General features: G+C 37.7%; 17 protein-coding genes, 1 riboswitch and 1 other annotated feature. Of the genes, 6 read left to right on the forward strand and 11 right to left on the reverse strand.

Annotated features, from left to right (window positions below; translation table 11 throughout):
* The first annotated feature begins 145 nt into the window (after window positions 1-145).
* Complete coding sequence (locus ILS93_RS04205; RefSeq protein WP_000464977.1) at window positions 146-571, forward strand: DUF1648 domain-containing protein; 426 nt, start codon at window positions 146-148, stop codon at window positions 569-571.
* Window positions 572-609: 38 nt separating this feature from the next.
* Here ILS93_RS04205 and ILS93_RS04210 read toward each other — a convergent pair whose 3' ends face one another.
* Together ILS93_RS04210 and ILS93_RS04215 are read right to left on the reverse strand one after the other, a co-directional pair.
* Complete coding sequence (locus ILS93_RS04210; protein ID WP_064475865.1) at window positions 610-1,632, reverse strand: tyrosine-protein phosphatase; 1,023 nt, start codon at window positions 1,630-1,632, stop codon at window positions 610-612.
* A gap of 168 nt (window positions 1,633-1,800) precedes the next feature.
* Complete coding sequence (locus tag ILS93_RS04215; protein WP_000988268.1) at window positions 1,801-2,523, reverse strand: GNAT family N-acetyltransferase; 723 nt, start codon at window positions 2,521-2,523, stop codon at window positions 1,801-1,803.
* A 123-nt stretch (window positions 2,524-2,646) separates the two neighbouring features.
* On the opposite strand from ILS93_RS04215, the gene ILS93_RS04220 reads away from it, so the two are divergent.
* Both ILS93_RS04220 and ILS93_RS04225 read left to right on the forward strand, forming a co-directional pair.
* Window positions 2,647-3,486, forward strand: a complete 840-nt coding sequence (locus ILS93_RS04220; RefSeq protein WP_098101601.1) for a DUF2785 domain-containing protein — start codon at window positions 2,647-2,649, stop codon at window positions 3,484-3,486.
* Window positions 3,487-3,503: 17 nt separating this feature from the next.
* Window positions 3,504-3,953 (forward strand): NUDIX hydrolase, encoded by a 450-nt coding sequence (locus ILS93_RS04225; protein ID WP_000540474.1) that lies wholly within the window; start codon window positions 3,504-3,506, stop codon window positions 3,951-3,953.
* Between the two features lie 118 nt (window positions 3,954-4,071).
* On the opposite strand, the gene ILS93_RS04230 is transcribed toward ILS93_RS04225, so the two are convergent.
* The 6 genes from ILS93_RS04230 to ILS93_RS04255 form a co-directional block, all read right to left on the reverse strand.
* On the reverse strand, window positions 4,072-4,326 hold the full coding sequence (locus tag ILS93_RS04230; protein WP_098101603.1) for a YbeF family protein: 255 nt from the start codon (window positions 4,324-4,326) through the stop codon (window positions 4,072-4,074).
* Window positions 4,327-4,423: 97 nt separating this feature from the next.
* Window positions 4,424-4,804 (reverse strand): VOC family protein, encoded by a 381-nt coding sequence (locus ILS93_RS04235; protein ID WP_098101604.1) that lies wholly within the window; start codon window positions 4,802-4,804, stop codon window positions 4,424-4,426.
* Between the two features lie 45 nt (window positions 4,805-4,849).
* Window positions 4,850-5,890, reverse strand: coding sequence for an ROK family transcriptional regulator (locus ILS93_RS04240; protein WP_142289336.1), 1,041 nt, complete (start codon window positions 5,888-5,890; stop codon window positions 4,850-4,852).
* A gap of 122 nt (window positions 5,891-6,012) precedes the next feature.
* Complete coding sequence (locus tag ILS93_RS04245) at window positions 6,013-7,206, reverse strand: MFS transporter (RefSeq protein ID WP_222660040.1); 1,194 nt, start codon at window positions 7,204-7,206, stop codon at window positions 6,013-6,015.
* 69 nt (window positions 7,207-7,275) lie between these two features.
* A complete protein-coding gene (locus ILS93_RS04250) occupies window positions 7,276-7,839 on the reverse strand; it encodes a maltose O-acetyltransferase (RefSeq protein ID WP_048560029.1) in 564 nt (187 codons plus the stop codon).
* A gap of 184 nt (window positions 7,840-8,023) precedes the next feature.
* Complete coding sequence (locus ILS93_RS04255) at window positions 8,024-9,022, reverse strand: tryptophan--tRNA ligase (RefSeq protein ID WP_098101606.1); 999 nt, start codon at window positions 9,020-9,022, stop codon at window positions 8,024-8,026.
* A gap of 42 nt (window positions 9,023-9,064) precedes the next feature.
* Window positions 9,065-9,273: a binding site (T-box leader), on the reverse strand.
* Window positions 9,274-9,411: 138 nt separating this feature from the next.
* Here ILS93_RS04255 and ILS93_RS04260 point away from each other — a divergent pair.
* Window positions 9,412-10,569, forward strand: a complete 1,158-nt coding sequence (locus tag ILS93_RS04260; protein ID WP_098101607.1) for a 1-deoxy-D-xylulose-5-phosphate reductoisomerase — start codon at window positions 9,412-9,414, stop codon at window positions 10,567-10,569.
* 27 nt (window positions 10,570-10,596) lie between these two features.
* On the opposite strand, the gene ILS93_RS04265 is transcribed toward ILS93_RS04260, so the two are convergent.
* Together ILS93_RS04265 and ILS93_RS04270 are read right to left on the reverse strand one after the other, a co-directional pair.
* Window positions 10,597-11,718, reverse strand: coding sequence for an AI-2E family transporter (locus ILS93_RS04265; protein ID WP_000416918.1), 1,122 nt, complete (start codon window positions 11,716-11,718; stop codon window positions 10,597-10,599).
* A gap of 63 nt (window positions 11,719-11,781) precedes the next feature.
* Complete coding sequence (locus tag ILS93_RS04270) at window positions 11,782-12,030, reverse strand: GlsB/YeaQ/YmgE family stress response membrane protein (protein WP_000539720.1); 249 nt, start codon at window positions 12,028-12,030, stop codon at window positions 11,782-11,784.
* Between the two features lie 136 nt (window positions 12,031-12,166).
* Here ILS93_RS04270 and ILS93_RS04275 point away from each other — a divergent pair, with 136 nt between their 5' ends.
* A complete protein-coding gene (locus ILS93_RS04275) occupies window positions 12,167-12,628 on the forward strand; it encodes a GNAT family N-acetyltransferase (protein WP_064475869.1) in 462 nt (153 codons plus the stop codon).
* A 38-nt stretch (window positions 12,629-12,666) separates the two neighbouring features.
* Window positions 12,667-12,809: riboswitch (cyclic di-AMP (ydaO/yuaA leader) on the forward strand.
* Between the two features lie 96 nt (window positions 12,810-12,905).
* Window positions 12,906-13,049, forward strand: coding sequence for a hypothetical protein (locus ILS93_RS04280; RefSeq protein ID WP_000945246.1), 144 nt, complete (start codon window positions 12,906-12,908; stop codon window positions 13,047-13,049).
* A gap of 54 nt (window positions 13,050-13,103) precedes the next feature.
* On the opposite strand, the gene ILS93_RS04285 is transcribed toward ILS93_RS04280, so the two are convergent.
* Complete coding sequence (locus ILS93_RS04285) at window positions 13,104-15,617, reverse strand: BC_3345 family exosporium-associated protein (protein WP_222660042.1); 2,514 nt, start codon at window positions 15,615-15,617, stop codon at window positions 13,104-13,106.
* Window positions 15,618-15,634: the final 17 nt, after the last annotated feature.

The following is a 15,634-nucleotide window of genomic DNA, read 5'->3' on the forward strand; positions in this document are numbered from 1 at the left end:
TAATTCGGATAATGAATCCGATTTTTCAAAAAGGTAATACAGGAATAGAAAGGAGCGGAAAGACATAGTAAATTCATGGGGAAGACCGAAAATACAAATCCAAAAAACAAAAAGTGAATGGGTTGGAGATATCATTGGATATTCATTGTTCTTTGGATCAATCATTTTTTTGATTATTATTTGGGGAAGATTACCCGAGGAAGTACCCGCACATTATAACGCATATGGGGATGTAGATCGCTGGGGATCAAAGTGGCAACTTTTGCTTCTGCCATTAATAGGAGCTTTCATACTCCTATTAATGCAAACTTTAGAAAAGTTTCCAGAAGTTCATAACTACCCACAAAGATTGAATGAATCAAATGCTAAGCAGTTTTATTTGAATAGTAGAAAAATGCTAAATCAATTAAAAAATGTCTGTTTACTTATCTTTGCTTTCATCCAATTTGAAACAATTTCAATCGCTTTAAATTGGAGCGGCGGTTTTGGAAAATTATTTTTACCGATATTGTTAATTGGTACAGTTATTCCAATTGTAATAGGAATAATAAGGCAACGAAAAATTTCATAATAGAAACAGGAGGCTAATCCAATTAGCCTCCCTCCTCATTATTTATCTTCTAGCAATAATGCTTTCATTTCCTCTAACGACTCTTTCGTAAAGCCAAGTGCTTTTTCAGCATACGCTTCAACTGAATCGTATTGCTTTTTCACTTCATCAATCGCAGCTTGTAAATATTCAGCGCGCGCTTCAAACATCGCACCTAATATCGCTCTACTTTCATCGTTTTGAAGTTTTGCACCTAAAAAGGCCATCATTTTTTCATTTAACTTTTCACGGAAACCGTTACTTAGTAAATAGTCTTCCATTACTGTTTTTTCCGGTACACCTAGTAAAAGTAATAATAGTGCTGATCCGAATCCAGTACGGTCTTTTCCAGCTGTACAGTGGTTTACTAACGGTAAGTTTTCTGGGTTTTGCGCTAAGTTTAAGAAGCTCACGAATGCTTCATTACCACTTACGAAATCTTGATTCATTTTCACAAGGTACTCGCCTGGTTTCCCTAACATAGAAAGGTCACCAACTTGGAAAAATTCATTTATGTTCAAGTCTTTCGCCAAGTCTTGCATAACTGGTAAGCATACTTGACGAGCACCTGTAATTTTTGGATTCGGCTTATGCTTCACTTCAAAGTCTGTACGGTAGTCACAAATTAACTTTAAGCCAGACTTTTGTAAATAGTCTATATCCCACTCTGTTAGTCCTGCTAATTCTTCAGAACGGTACAACTTGCCCCATTTTACTTTACGACCTTCAGTCGTTTCATATCCTCCCATATCACGGAAGTTAAACGCGCCTTTTAATGGTAATCTACGCTCAGCTACTGTCACTGCTTGTCCATTACTTCCAACTAGTCTAAAATATGGACGCTCATTTTCACTCGGGTTTACAAGTGTACATGATGATTCTCCATTTACCGTTGCAAGTAATTCTCCCGTTTCTTCAATATGATCTGGTGAAGTACTCCAATAAATGCGAACTTCTTCTATATTATTTTCCCATTTTATATGTAACGTATTGTCTTCATTTCTTTCTACAGTTGCTTGTAACCAATTTCTTTGCTGCTCCATTCTTTCACCAACGCTTTCTCATATAATCGAATCTTTCTCTATTGTATTATAGGAATATCTATTTTGTCGTTCTCATTTTTCTTTTTATCTTACAAATAGGCAAGAAGTTCTTTTACTTGTTCATAAGTTGTACACGGATTCCCGCTAAATAAGTTCAAGATAGTACTCCTAAAACTTCCTCACATATCGCTCAGTGGAACTAAGCAGCTGACATCCATTCTTCCCAAAAACATCCTTCATCCACTCATTTTGTACATTTGTCTCGCCAATATAATAAGATGCACCTATTTCTTTTAAGACAAACATTGCCCCTGTAAAGAATGCTGCTTCATACCCTTTATTTCGCATATTTGGAGCCACTGCGAAATACATTAGTTTTCCTTCTTCTAACGTCCCCTTTTCAATATGCGGGATTACAATCCCTATCGGCTCTTCATCGATACTCGCTGTTAAACAATGTTCTTTCCATTGCTCACCAATTTCTTGTAGCATCATATTTACAAATTGATCATAAGTGACTTGTTCTTCTGTCATCTCGTTCCAAAGAGAATAAAAAGCTTCTTCTCCTACTTCTTCAATAAGCTTAAAATTAATATCACTTTCTACATCTTCTACTTCATATATATCCTTAAACACAATCATGTTTTCAGTAGCATATTCAAATGAATACGTTTCGAAACATTTCTTATACACATCATAATTTGGGCTTTTTGAAGAAATTTCAAAATGCAAGTTTTCTATTCCCTCTTTTTCAGCCTCAGCAACGCAATATTGCATGATTTCCTTTAATTTCTCTTCTGTAAAAGGCTCTGCATTATTTTCTTTTATTATTATAGAAGAAGCATTTCTTCTTATTTTAAAATGTTTTTCTAACTGTTCTATAGTCATCATATACTTCCCTCATCTATATCATACTAGAATTTCTACTTGTTCTCCTTGCATGAGCAGGATTGTCCTTGAATATATAGAATACTAGAAAACATTGCATCTTTAAAGTGCGGAGGAGGTTCTCCATTGGATATTACAACATTGCAACAACAGTTAGAGCTTATACAACAAAATGACTATACGCAACTGCAACATATAGATTTGAATGAGTTAACGCTCAATATGCTTCAGTATATCGGAACAACTGATAGTTACGTTCGTTACCAACTTATATATAAATGTTTTGCACATTTCATTCATCATGAATTCCTTATGGATGATCAACTGAAATTACTTCTACAAACTTGTTTAAGTGATGAGTATTTATATTATGACATTTACTCCCCACATACAGATGGGGTTTTCACACGTTCTTACACTGTTTCATTAATTGCGCTAATACTCCAATTCGCTAACTCGCACTACTTTTTCACAGAGGAGGACATTGAAGAAATAAAAAACAAACTCATTTCATATACAAACTTAGAAACGGATTTTCGAGGCTATATTGAAAATAAAGGATGGGCTCATTGTATTGCCCACGTATCAGATGCCTTTACTGAAATTGTTCACAATTCCTATACGACCTTTGAGTGGTATGAAGAATTAATTCATTGTTTATTAAATAAAATTTTTATCCCATCGGATCTATTTCATAATAATGAAGATGAACGAATTGTTACACCGTTACTATCGATGCTATATCATGATTTTCCGCAAGATGAGTTAATTTCAATTATTTATAAAAAAATAAAAAGGCTTCCTCAAATTAGAAAACGCCTTTCACTTAATGAGTATTGTATATTATGTGCCAACATTAAAACCTTTTTACGCACATTATTTTTCAGAACGAAAGATGATCATAACTTAGCCTATACAGCACGTAAAACAGAAAGAATGTTAAAAGAACTTCCTAACTATTATTAAAAGCAAGGAGAAATAACATGGGTTATATTGAAGACATGAGAAATTTAGTAGGAAATCATCCACTTATTTTAATAGGTTCACACGCCATTATATTAAATGAGAACAATGAAATATTACTGCAGCTCCGTACAGATTTTAACCGCTGGGGTATTATTGGCGGAGCCTTAGAATATAACGAAACGTTAGAAGACGCTTTAAAGCGAGAAGTATATGAGGAAACTGGACTTTTCATCAAAAATCCAGAACTATTCCGTACATACTCAGGACCAGATTTCTTTCAAATCTATCCAAACGGCGATCAAGTACACGGTGTACTCGTTGTTTATATTTGCCGCGAATTCAATGGTGAACTTGTATGCGACCAAACAGAATCGAAAGAACTACGCTTCTTTCCGCTAGATGCGTTACCTAGTAATCTTCCTCCTGTTATTGATAGAATTATTAAGGAGTTTCAGCACTCCAATTAAAAAACATTACATAGTGTATATAGAAATAAAACAACCTCATTTCCCGTCATAATAACGCGAAATGAGGTTGTTATCGTTCACCGTAAATCCCTATTCCCCCAAAAATAATCAAATGATATTAACGTTCACTTTCTACAGCTGTATATCCCCTTACAAATAAGAGTGTTATATAAGAAATAATGAATGAAAAAATAGTATACATGCCCACCCAAAAGAAAAATGATGGATCATACAATGTAACATTTAACATAAGAAAAATAAGAAATATTACCATTGGCATCACATAAAATGCACCTAATTTATATGTCCCAGCTATTGAAAAAATACAAATAAGCAATGGATATATACAGAAAATAAAAATGAATTCACTCACTGTTATGTCCCCCTTTCTGAAGAAATAATAGGTTTCTCGTAAACATTTGGGGGAACAACAAAGTTTTATTTTTTATCAGTTATTAATAAATATAATGTTAGATTGTTATCTCAATCTGGTTTCCTTCAAGGTCACTTACTACACTTTCATAGTAACCATCCCCTGTAGTACGCGGGCCATTTAACACAGCGTACCCTGCTTCACTTAATGTATTGGTTAATTCATTCACTTTTTCTTTACTACCTACAGAAAAAGCAATATGCGCATATCCTATTGTTTGTGTTTGTGTAGTATCGTCTATCCCTACTTGCCTCATAAGTTCTAGACGCGCTCCACCTTCAAAAGTTATAAAATAAGATTCAAACTGCTTTTTCGGATTGTGATATAAGCTATTTTCTTCACCACCGAAGTACTGTTTATAGAAATCACGCATACCTTCTAAATCATTTACCCAAATTGCTACATGTTCAATTTTCATAATCGACACCTTTTCTTTCACAGGATTCAACCAACAATTTGATATTTAATTTTCTTTGCTTGCTCTTATAATCATCAGATCAAGTCCAAGGCTTTTTAATCCATATAAATAATCTTCTTTCCAATCGCTCACTGTTATTTTCGGAATATGTTCCGCTGGAATGTACTTCGGACAAGTTTTTACAATTTGATCTATTACAAATTGGTTCACTTCATCATCACAAAAGATAAAGGCATGCGGGTTAATAATAGCTATACATGTAGCTATTAAACGAGTAATAGCATCTATATTATATTGCTCTGGATTATTTGAATCTCTTACTGCATCTTCACTTCTCAAAGATTGTAAGAAGTTTTTATTATCATACTGTGGAACGAAAGATATCTCCCCTGAGAAAAAGGTACTCCCTCGTACCACATCTCCATTTATCATAATCCCCGCCCCTGGGCCGTTTTGACCTGAATACAAATATACAAGAGATGATTTATCATTATTTCCAGTATTTTTATAATAGCCAAGGACTGCGGCATTCATATCATTTTCTATTACTACAGGTATAGAAAACAGATTCTCCAAATGACTTTTCAAATTAAAATTTTGGAACTTTTCATAACCAGGTATATAAAAAATACGACCATTATCAACCGAACCAGGCACACCAATTGATATAGAGCTTATTTTCGGGAATGTAGCTATAAGACTTTCAATATGTTTAGATAATAGATTTATGCCAGTATCAATTAATACACTTGAAGTACTTCCTTGTTCTTTTACTTCCCCTAAACAGTTAAAAATGGTATAGTTTGTTTCATTTTTCTCTAAAAATATCGCTAATCCTAACATATATTCCGGATTATACGCATATCGTTTCGCTCTTCTTCCGCCACTTGAATCATCTAAACCGACTAAAGTGACTTCACCATCTTGTTTCATATTTTCTATAAATTTACTTATCGTTGGAAAACTAATTTCTAATGTATTACTAAGTTCAACTTTCGTCGCACTTCCTTGCTCTAGAAGAGCCGTACGAATGCCTCGAAGGATCGTCTCTTTAATCGATTTTTGAGTAACAAATTGTTCACTCAAATCGCTCACCACCTTAATCAACATACTTATTAAACACTTTTAATAAGTTGCGTTGACAATATATCATACATCATTTTCTAAAGCAATAGAGATGATATATTTCCGCTGCATGCAATCCTTATTTAGCTCGGTGTATTCTCTCTTGTAATAGACGATACAATTCCAGACAAAAGAACAAATAATAAAACAGCTAGCAAGGCATTACGTATTCCGAATGCTTCCCCAAGTATCCCTAAAAATGGTGGTCCGACTAAAAAGGCTGTATAACCAATGATAGAAACTGCAGCAACATTAGAAGTCGCATTTTCACGGTCATCTCCAGCAGCTGACAGACCAATTGGGAACCCTAGCGCTGCACCAATCCCCCACAGTACTACGCCAAATGCTAGAAAATACGAATTACTCCCAAATATTACGATTGAAATTCCTAGAATCGCCATCATAATAGTGGCACGTACGACAGCGACACGACCGAATCGATCAAGGAAATAGCTGCTACACATACGAGTTAACGTCATTGCTAATACAAAAATTGCGTACATAATAGAACCTGCCACTATACTTTGCTCATGTCCATCTACCATCACGATAGGTAGCCAATCATTTGCACTACCTTCTGCAAATGCCATTCCAAGCACAAAAAGACTAATTAAAAGCACCTTTTTTTCCATACGTAAGGAAGTACGCTTCTCTCTCCTTTTGTTCCGCGATTTCTCCTTCTTTCCTGTTCCGTGCGGAAGAAAACGATACACCATACATACAAGTAATAGAAACACGACCGAAATCACAAGAAACTGATACAGAATCGGGATGTGAAGCGACGCTGCGACAGAACCACTGAGCGCGCCTACTAAAGTTCCTACACTAAAAAAGCCATGGAATTTCGGAAGAAGAGTTGTTCCTAATTTCTGCTCAATGGAAGAACCTTCTACATTCAATGCGACTTCCGCCAATCCGTAGCCTACTCCAAATACTAGTAAGCTACTAAAAGCCCCCATACTAGAAACAAAATAAATATTTATACCTAAACAAATCAATCCAACAATCATAAAAAACATACTGCCTATAATAACGTCTCTAGCTCCCTTACAGTCAATGAAGCGGCTTGCACTCAGTAAACCAATTATTGAACCGACAGATAGTCCGAACAAAATCCAGCCCATTTCTGCATTTGACACTGCTAACATATCTCGAGTAGCTGCTGTTCTTGAAATCCATGTAGCAAACGCGACACCTGGCAAAGCAAATAAGAGAAAAAGAGCGTTTCGAGAGGCAAGTAATGTCTTTGTATGATTATCCGCACTATATTTCTCCATATGAAACACCTTTCACATTGTCTATACGATAAGACACCAGTTTATTCATATACCCGTAAAAAACGATTTCTATAAGTCTATCGTTTTAATAACTTTAGCTGGATTGCCACCAACAACTACATTATGAGGTACATCTTTTGTCACAACTGCCCCTGAGGCAATTACAGCGTTGTCTCCAATTGAAATACCAGGGTTAATTATAGCTCCCCCGCCAACCCAAACGTTGTTACCAATCTTTACAGGCTTTCCATATTCTTTACCAGAATTCCGTTCCACCGGATGTAAAGGATGAGTGGCCGTATAAATATGGACACCTGGTGCAAACATACAATTATCACCGATTCGTACTTCACAAACGTCCAAAATCACACAATTAAAATTTGCGAAAAAGCTCTTTCCAACATGGATATTGTAGCCGTAATCACAACGAAAATCAGGATTAATTTGGGCTTTCCCATCAGCTGAAGAACCTAAAAGCTGATTTAATAATGTAAAACGTTTTTCATCTCCTGTCTCCATCGCCTCGTTATAAAGGCGTGTTAAACGTTTTGCCTCCACCCTATCAGCCACTAATTCTTCATCCTCCGCAACATACATTTCTCCCGCTAACATCTTTTCTTTCTCTGTTTTCATACAATCCTCTCCCTCGTTATAGAATGAATCACACTTATTAAACTTGTTTAATAAGTGACTTTAATTATACTTATTAAACAAGTTTAATAAGTAACCCTATATTAGCATACTTTTTAATATGTGCAACTAATAAGTTTTGAAAGGAAATGTGAATTCTTACTTCACCTAACGAAATAGGGAACGCTCAGCGTCCCCTCTCAAATCCAATCCGTTTTTTTATTTCTGCTAAATTTACCCTCGCGATTTTTCTTGCCCGCTCAGCACCTTTTTCTAACGCTTCATATAATAAATTTGGCTCCTTCATATACATAGCGTATTTCTCCCGAGGTCCAGCTAATTCGCGGTCTACAACGCGAAACAACTCTTTTTTTACATCGCCCCATCCGATTCCAGTTTCATACTTTTCGCGCATCGACTGTATTTCATCTTCCGTCGCAAATTCTTTATATATCATAAATAACGTTTCTAGTTCTTTCGGTTCATTCGGAAGTGAGGAGTCTGTTTTGATTTTAAATATTAACTTTCGTAGTTTTTCTTGTTCTGCAAATAATGGGATCACATTTCCGTAACTTTTACTCATCTTCCTTCCATCAAGACCAGGTAAAATGGCACCTTCTTCTTGTATGACATAATCCGGAAGCGTAAATGTTATGCCGAATGTATGATTAAAATACGACGCAATATCACGGGCAATTTCAATATGTTGAATTTGGTCTTTCCCGACTGGTACATGAGTAGCTTGAAATAATAATATGTCAGCTGCCATTAAAATCGGGTACGTATATAATCCCATATTCACTCCAGCATCTACCTCTAACCCAGCTTCTTTATTTTGCTCTACTTTCGCTTTATACGCATGAGCACGGTTCATAAGACCTTTCGGAGTTAGACAAGCTAATATCCAAGCTACTTCTAAAATCTCTGGCACTTCTGTTTGTCGGTAAAAAATAACATCTTCTCCAAGTCCGAGTGATAACCAAGTAGCTGCTACCTCTTTCGTATAACTACTGAACTTTTCTGAATCATGCACAGCATTTAACGCATGATAATCCGCTATAAAATACAATGCGTTTCCTTCATTATTCTTTGACATTTGCAGCGCAGGTTTAATCGCACCAATATAATTTCCTAAATGCGGATAACCAGTTGGCTTAATTCCTGTTAACATTATTTTTTCACTCACACTAACCCCTCCTTTCTCAAAATAAAAAAGCCCCTCATCCTAAAAAAGGACGAGAGACTCCCGCGGTACCACCTTCATTAGCTATCATTAATAGCTCACTTCAACTTCTTAACGTGAAGTAACCGTCTTTACCTACTCATTTCAGTTAGAAGCTCTAGAGCCCATTCCATATTCATCCCTTACTGATTTCCACCACATATCAGCTCTCTGAAAAGTTTTGAATATGTACTCTTCTCTTTCATTGCTTTTTCGTTATTTTTTACAGTTTATCACATTCCCTTTCCAATTAAACCCTAATTTTCTGTTTTATATAGCAGGAATTTTCACCTTGATTGTCTAATAATATATAGGTTTGCAGAAATACTCGAAACAACTTTGGAGGTTTTTTCATGGGAAAATATATATCCATTTTAGGTTCAACGGGATCCATTGGCACATCTGCATTAGATGTCGTTTCCGCTCATCCTGAACATTTTAAAATCGTCGGTTTAACCGCAAATTATAATATCGATCTTCTCGAAAAGCAAATCGAATCGTTTCAGCCTCGTATTGTAAGCGTAGCGACAAGAGAATTAGCGGACACATTGCGTTCTCGTATTTCAACAAATACAAAAATTACATATGGAACTGATGGTTTAATTGAAGTATCTACCCATCCTGATACAAATCTTGTATTAAGTTCAGTTGTCGGTGTTTCAGGTTTACTCCCAACAATTGAAGCATTAAAGGCGAAGAAAGATATCGCCATCGCTAACAAAGAAACTTTAGTTGCAGCTGGACATATCGTAACCGAACTAGCGAAACAAAACGGATGCCGCCTAATTCCAGTCGATAGTGAACATTCAGCTATTTTCCAGTGTTTAAATGGGGAAAATAATAAGGAAATCGAAAAATTAATTGTTACAGCTTCTGGCGGCGCTTTTCGTGATAAAACACGTGAAGAAATGAAAACATTACAAGCGAAGGATGCTTTAAAACACCCAAACTGGTTAATGGGGGCAAAACTAACGATAGATTCTGCCACGTTAATGAATAAAGGGTTTGAAGTGATGGAAGCTAAGTGGCTATTCGATATTCCTTATGAAAAAATTAATGTTATGATTCATAAAGAAAGTATCATTCACTCTTTAGTAGAGTTTATTGATGGATCAGTCATGGCACAGCTCGGTGCCCCTGATATGAGAATGCCGATTCAATATGCATTTCACTACCCTACTCGACTACCTTCATCCTATGAAAAATTAAATTTATTAGAAATTGGTAGTTTGCATTTTGAAAAACCAAATTTAGAGAAGTTCCCCTGTCTACAATACGCATTTGAATGTGGCAAAATTGGCGGTACAACTCCAGCTGTATTAAATGCAGCGAACGAAATTGCAAATGCACTATTTCTTAAAAATGAAATTGCATTTTTCGATATCGAAAAAACAATTTACAATACAATTGAAGCTCATCATAATGTAAAAGATCCTTCACTCGATGCTATATTAGAAGCTGATCAATGGGCACGCCAATACGCAAATCAATTATTAATAAAAAAGAGCTAAAACAGTTTTATCTGTTTTAGCTTTTTTTTACGTATTCAACTTAACAAATCTATAACTATGCGTTACTAACACTTTTAATATCGCATATCCTGGAATTGCTAAAATAATCCCCATAATTCCAAATAAATTTCCGGCAGTTAAAATAATAAAAATGATAGTAATCGGGTGAATGTCTAGCTTTTTCCCCATAACTTGCGGAGAAATAAATTTACCTTCTGCTAATTGTACGACCATCATTACAATAATTACTTTTAACACCATTGATGGCGAGTCAATAAATGCGATAATTAATGCTGGTGTAATTGCAATGATTGGTCCTACGTACGGAACGATATTTACAATCATCGCTAAAATTGCAAGTAATACCGCATATTTAATACCAATAATAAGGTAACCGATTAATAGCATAATACCGATAAACAAGCTAACGATAATTTGCCCTCTAATATACGAGCTAATCGCATAATGCATATCATCTAGTATTCTCATCGCTGCTGGGTGTCTTTGTTCTGAAATAAACTTTAAAAAGTGATTCGGTAATTGTTCACCATCTTTTAAAAGATAGAACAATATAAATGGAACCATTACAAACGTTAAAACGACCTCTGTAACAGTACTTAAAAATCCAGTTACATTTCCAGTTACTGATGATAACGACTTCGTAAAATCAACTGTGTAGTCTTTTACCATACTCGCTACATCAATATTTAAATTCTCTTGAATTTTGCCTAGTAAATTACTTTCCCCGAATCTACGTGCCGCTCGCTCAATTTCATGACCGAAATACGGTAAGTTATCTATTAATGCATCAATTTGATCTTTAATAATCGGGATTACTGTTACAACTAAAAATACAAATAATCCTAGTACTATTATATATATAGAAGCTATTGATACGATTCTTGAAACACCTTTCTTTTCTAAAAGCGAAACGAATGGATGCAATATATAAAATAGCACACCCGCTAATAGTACGGGGAAGAAAATTGTTTTTAAAAAGACGATAAACGGAGTAAACACAAAAGAAATTTTCGTTAGCAATAATATGTTGATAAACAATAATGCAAATCCAAGTAGCACCGCTAAATAATTTTGTTCTCTAAAAAACTTTTTCAGCTTATCTCTTTTTCTTATATTTACTTTCTCCAACGAAACCACCTCTTCGAATGATGAAAAGCCCTTATTCAGGGCTTTTCGTCATGATCTATATCTTTATTTTTTTGCAGCTTTCACTACAAATGATACAATAAGAATTAATACGATTGCACCTAATAATGCTGGCACGACATGAATCCCACCAAAAGATGGCCCAAAAGATCCAAATAATCTACCACCTAACGAAGCACCTAATAAACCTGCGATAATATTTCCAAACATACCACCCGGAAAATTTTTACCCGTTATAGAACCTGCAATTGCACCTATAATAGCACCAACTATTAATGTGATAATCCATCCCATTTTTAGTCCTCCATTTCTATTATAGTGTATTTCTTTTTGATACTAAATTATTATGTAACTATTATAATTATTATATCCAATAAAGAAAAATCTTGTCAAATCTATGAAAATAAAGCTTACAAGGAGGTTTTACCGAGTGATTCAAAAATTAATAACAACTTCTCACAAAACCGCTACTTCTATTTTAAGCATTCAAATACCAGCTTATGAAATCGAGGCACAATATATAAATAGTACAGCTATCCCTCGCCTTTATGATACTGTAGCCGATATTCAATCATGTGATGAAATTTTCTACGGCTATTTTTATGAAGATACACTTGCCGGGTTTATTTCTTTTAAAATGGATGAAGAGGAAGTTGATATTCATCGTTTAGTAGTATCCCCCGATCATTTTCATAAAGGAATCGCTACAAAACTACTACTTTATGTATTTGACATGTTCTCCCCTTCACAAACATATATTGTACAAACAGGGAAAGAAAATACACCTGCTCTGTCTTTATATAAAAAATATGGATTTATTAAAATAAATGATATTATATTATCCGATGGAGTGGTTTTAACCTCACTAAAAAAATCAGAAAACAACAAATAGTTTGACTCATCAATTTATTTATGTTATCTTTTACTTTATAAAACCTTTTGCTGAGTCCAAAATTTGGAGCGGGGGAACCATTTTTGTAGCCATGCTACTTGGGGCGAATCTTTTTTAAGTAGGGAAACTCTCACTTCCCGAGTCCGACAGCTAACCTCGTAAGCGTAATGGGAGAGGAAGGTGCTTTTTGCCTATGTTACACAGTGTACCTCCTTAATTATAAATATGGGATCGATACCAATAGACACCTATATTTATAGAAAAGGAGACATGTATAATGTTACGTTTATCTGATCACGCAATAAAAATGATGGAGCAAAGACTTCGACTCGAACAACATCGCACATATCAAGCAAATAAAGTTGTAGATAACTTACATCACAAATACTTCTTTCAGCATATTTTTCAACCGAAAAGATAAAGAGAAAAACACAAGGAATGTCTATACAGACATTCCTTGTGTTTTTTATATTCCTTATAATATTCTCACTACATTTAAACTTGCCGTAATCGCACCTGCTATAGTGGTCACATGCCCTACACCTAATGGACCGTTTTGTAATATTAATGTTGAATTGGCACTCGTTACATTCACAAGAAGCGTATTTGAAATGGCAGGTTCGATTACTACAGTTACTGTCGTTACGTTTTGTATAAAACTCCCTGCTAGTTGCGTCCCATTTAATAGTAGTCTGACAGATACCGTCTCATTCCCACCAGTCGCGTCCCCTTGGAAATAATAGCTTACTAAATATATTCCTGGGGTGGATACTGTGACAGTTGTAGCACTAGTTAAAGATACTCCTGTTCCATATACTGTAGATCCTGAATTAATTGGAATGTTGGCATTGGCTGCAATTGTACTTGTTGAAGTAGAAAAGAAATAGCCGCCACCTGTTGATATTGCAGATGATCCAGTTGCTCCTGTTAAACCGGTTGGGCCCGTGACACCTGTTGGGCCTGTTACTCCCGTTCCCCCTGTTGCTCCTGTTATTCCTTGTATGCCTTGGATTCCTGTCGGTCCTGTTGCACCAGTCGCTCCAGTCGCTCCGGTTGCTCCGGTTGCTCCCGTCACACCTTGTGGACCTTGAATTCCTTGTATTCCTTGAGGACCTGTTATTCCCGTCACTCCAGTTGCTCCCGCCGGACCTACTATCCCTTGTGGACCTTGGATTCCTTGCACGCCTTGTGGACCGGTTGCTCCTGTCGGGCCAGTTGCTCCGGTTACTCCGGTTACCCCTTGTGGACCTTGGATTCCTTGAGGACCTTGAGGGCCCGTTACTCCCGTCGGTCCGGTTGCACCCGCCTGACCCGTTGGACCCGTCGAGCCAGTTATCCCTTGTATCCCTTGAGGTCCAGTTGGGCCCGTTGGACCAATCGGACCTTGGATTCCTTGGATTCCTTGTATTCCAGTTGGACCTGTTGGACCTTGTAAACCTTGTATCCCCTGAATTCCTTGTGGGCCTGTTGCCCCTGTTGGACCAGTCGGGCCCTGTGGACCTTGGATTCCTTGTATTCCTGTTGGACCTGTTGGACCTATAGCCCCTTGCGGCCCCTGTATGCCTTGTATTCCTTGAGGACCAGTTGGACCCGTTATACCACTTGGGCCTTGCACTCCTTGCAATCCTTGTGGACCGGTTGGACCGATTGGACCTTGAATTCCTTGAAGACCTTGTAAACCGGTTGGGCCGGTTGCTCCCATTACTCCTTGCTCACCTTGCATTCCTTGTATTCCTTGCGGGCCTGTTGGGCCGATTGGACCTTGTACTCCTTGCACTCCTTGAAGACCGGTTGGACCTGTTGCTCCTACCGGTCCCTGTACGCCTTGTAAACCTTGTAAACCCGTTGGACCTGTTACTCCCATTACTCCTTGTGGACCTTGAATTCCTTGGTCACCTGTTGGACCTGTTACCCCCATTGGACCCTGTACGCCTTGCAAACCTGTTAAACCAGTTACCCCTGTCGGTCCCTGTATTCCTTGCACTCCTTGGATTCCAGTCGCTCCTGTTGCTCCGGTCGATCCAGTTGCCCCAGTTGCTCCAGTCGGACCTGTTGGACCTCCCGGTGATCCTGCCGGACCCGTTGGACCCGTTGGGCCTCCTGGCGGACCTGTTGGACCCGTTGCTCCTGTTGGACCTGTTGCAGATCCAGTTGGACCAGTTACTCCCGCCTGACCTGTCGAGCCGGTTGGACCGGGATCCCCTTGCAAGCCAGTTGCCCCTGTTGGGCCTATTACACCTTGCACCCCTTGTATCCCCTGAGAGCCGGTTGGACCGGTTAGCCCCATCTCACCTTGTGGACCTTGTAAACCTTGAACACCAGTTGCCCCTGTTGATCCTATTGGCCCTTGTTCTCCTTGTATTCCTTGAGAACCAGTTGGACCCGTCGGTCCCACCGGACCTTGAATTCCTTGTATACCTGTTACACCTTGTAAACCACTACTCCCTAAATTACCTTGAACACCTTGTATTCCCGTATTTCCTGCTGGGCCCGTCGGACCAATTTCACCTTGCACTCCTTGTATACCCTGTATTCCTGTTGGACCCGTCGGGCCGATTTCACCTTGTATTCCTTGTATACCTTGTATTCCTGTTGGACCTGTTTCTCCCATTGGCCCAGGTATACCTTGTATCCCTTGAATTCCAGTTGGGCCAATCGGACCCCTTTCGCCTTGAATTCCTTGAACACCTTGAATTCCTTGTGGACCTTGTTCCCCCATCGGCCCTTGACTACCTTGAGCACCCCGTGGTCCTGTTAAACCAGTTGGACCTGTTGGGCCAATCTCTCCCTGTACTCCTTGTACTCCTTGAATTCCTGTTGGACCTGTTGGGCCAATTGGTCCTTGTACGCCTTGTATTCCTTGCGGGCCAGTCGGTCCACCTAAAGACCCCGTCGGACCAGTTGGACCAGTTGGGCCCGTAATACCTGACGCCGGAAAAGGAATAGGTGATTGAAACTTACTACACTTATCTTGCTCCCTCACAAGCATCTCCCCCCGTTATAACT

Source organism: Bacillus sp. 16GRE42 (assembly GCF_019837435.1).
GTDB lineage: Bacteria > Bacillota > Bacilli > Bacillales > Bacillaceae_G > Bacillus_A > Bacillus_A wiedmannii.

Coding starts and splice junctions, on each gene's coding strand:
- ILS93_RS04280 (WP_000945246.1), top strand. CDS start 12,906: ATGTTACGTTTATCTGATCACGCAATAAAAATGATGGAGCAAAGACTT.
- ILS93_RS04245 (WP_222660040.1), bottom strand. CDS start 7,206: ATGGAGAAATATAGTGCGGATAATCATACAAAGACATTACTTGCCTCT.
- ILS93_RS04250 (WP_048560029.1), bottom strand. CDS start 7,839: ATGAAAACAGAGAAAGAAAAGATGTTAGCGGGAGAAATGTATGTTGCG.
- ILS93_RS04235 (WP_098101604.1), bottom strand. CDS start 4,804: ATGAAAATTGAACATGTAGCAATTTGGGTAAATGATTTAGAAGGTATG.
- ILS93_RS04215 (WP_000988268.1), bottom strand. CDS start 2,523: ATGATGACTATAGAACAGTTAGAAAAACATTTTAAAATAAGAAGAAAT.
- ILS93_RS04210 (WP_064475865.1), bottom strand. CDS start 1,632: ATGGAGCAGCAAAGAAATTGGTTACAAGCAACTGTAGAAAGAAATGAA.
- ILS93_RS04260 (WP_098101607.1), top strand. CDS start 9,412: ATGGGAAAATATATATCCATTTTAGGTTCAACGGGATCCATTGGCACA.
- ILS93_RS04270 (WP_000539720.1), bottom strand. CDS start 12,030: ATGGGATGGATTATCACATTAATAGTTGGTGCTATTATAGGTGCAATT.
- ILS93_RS04285 (WP_222660042.1), bottom strand. CDS start 15,617: ATGCTTGTGAGGGAGCAAGATAAGTGTAGTAAGTTTCAATCACCTATT.
- ILS93_RS04225 (WP_000540474.1), top strand. CDS start 3,504: ATGGGTTATATTGAAGACATGAGAAATTTAGTAGGAAATCATCCACTT.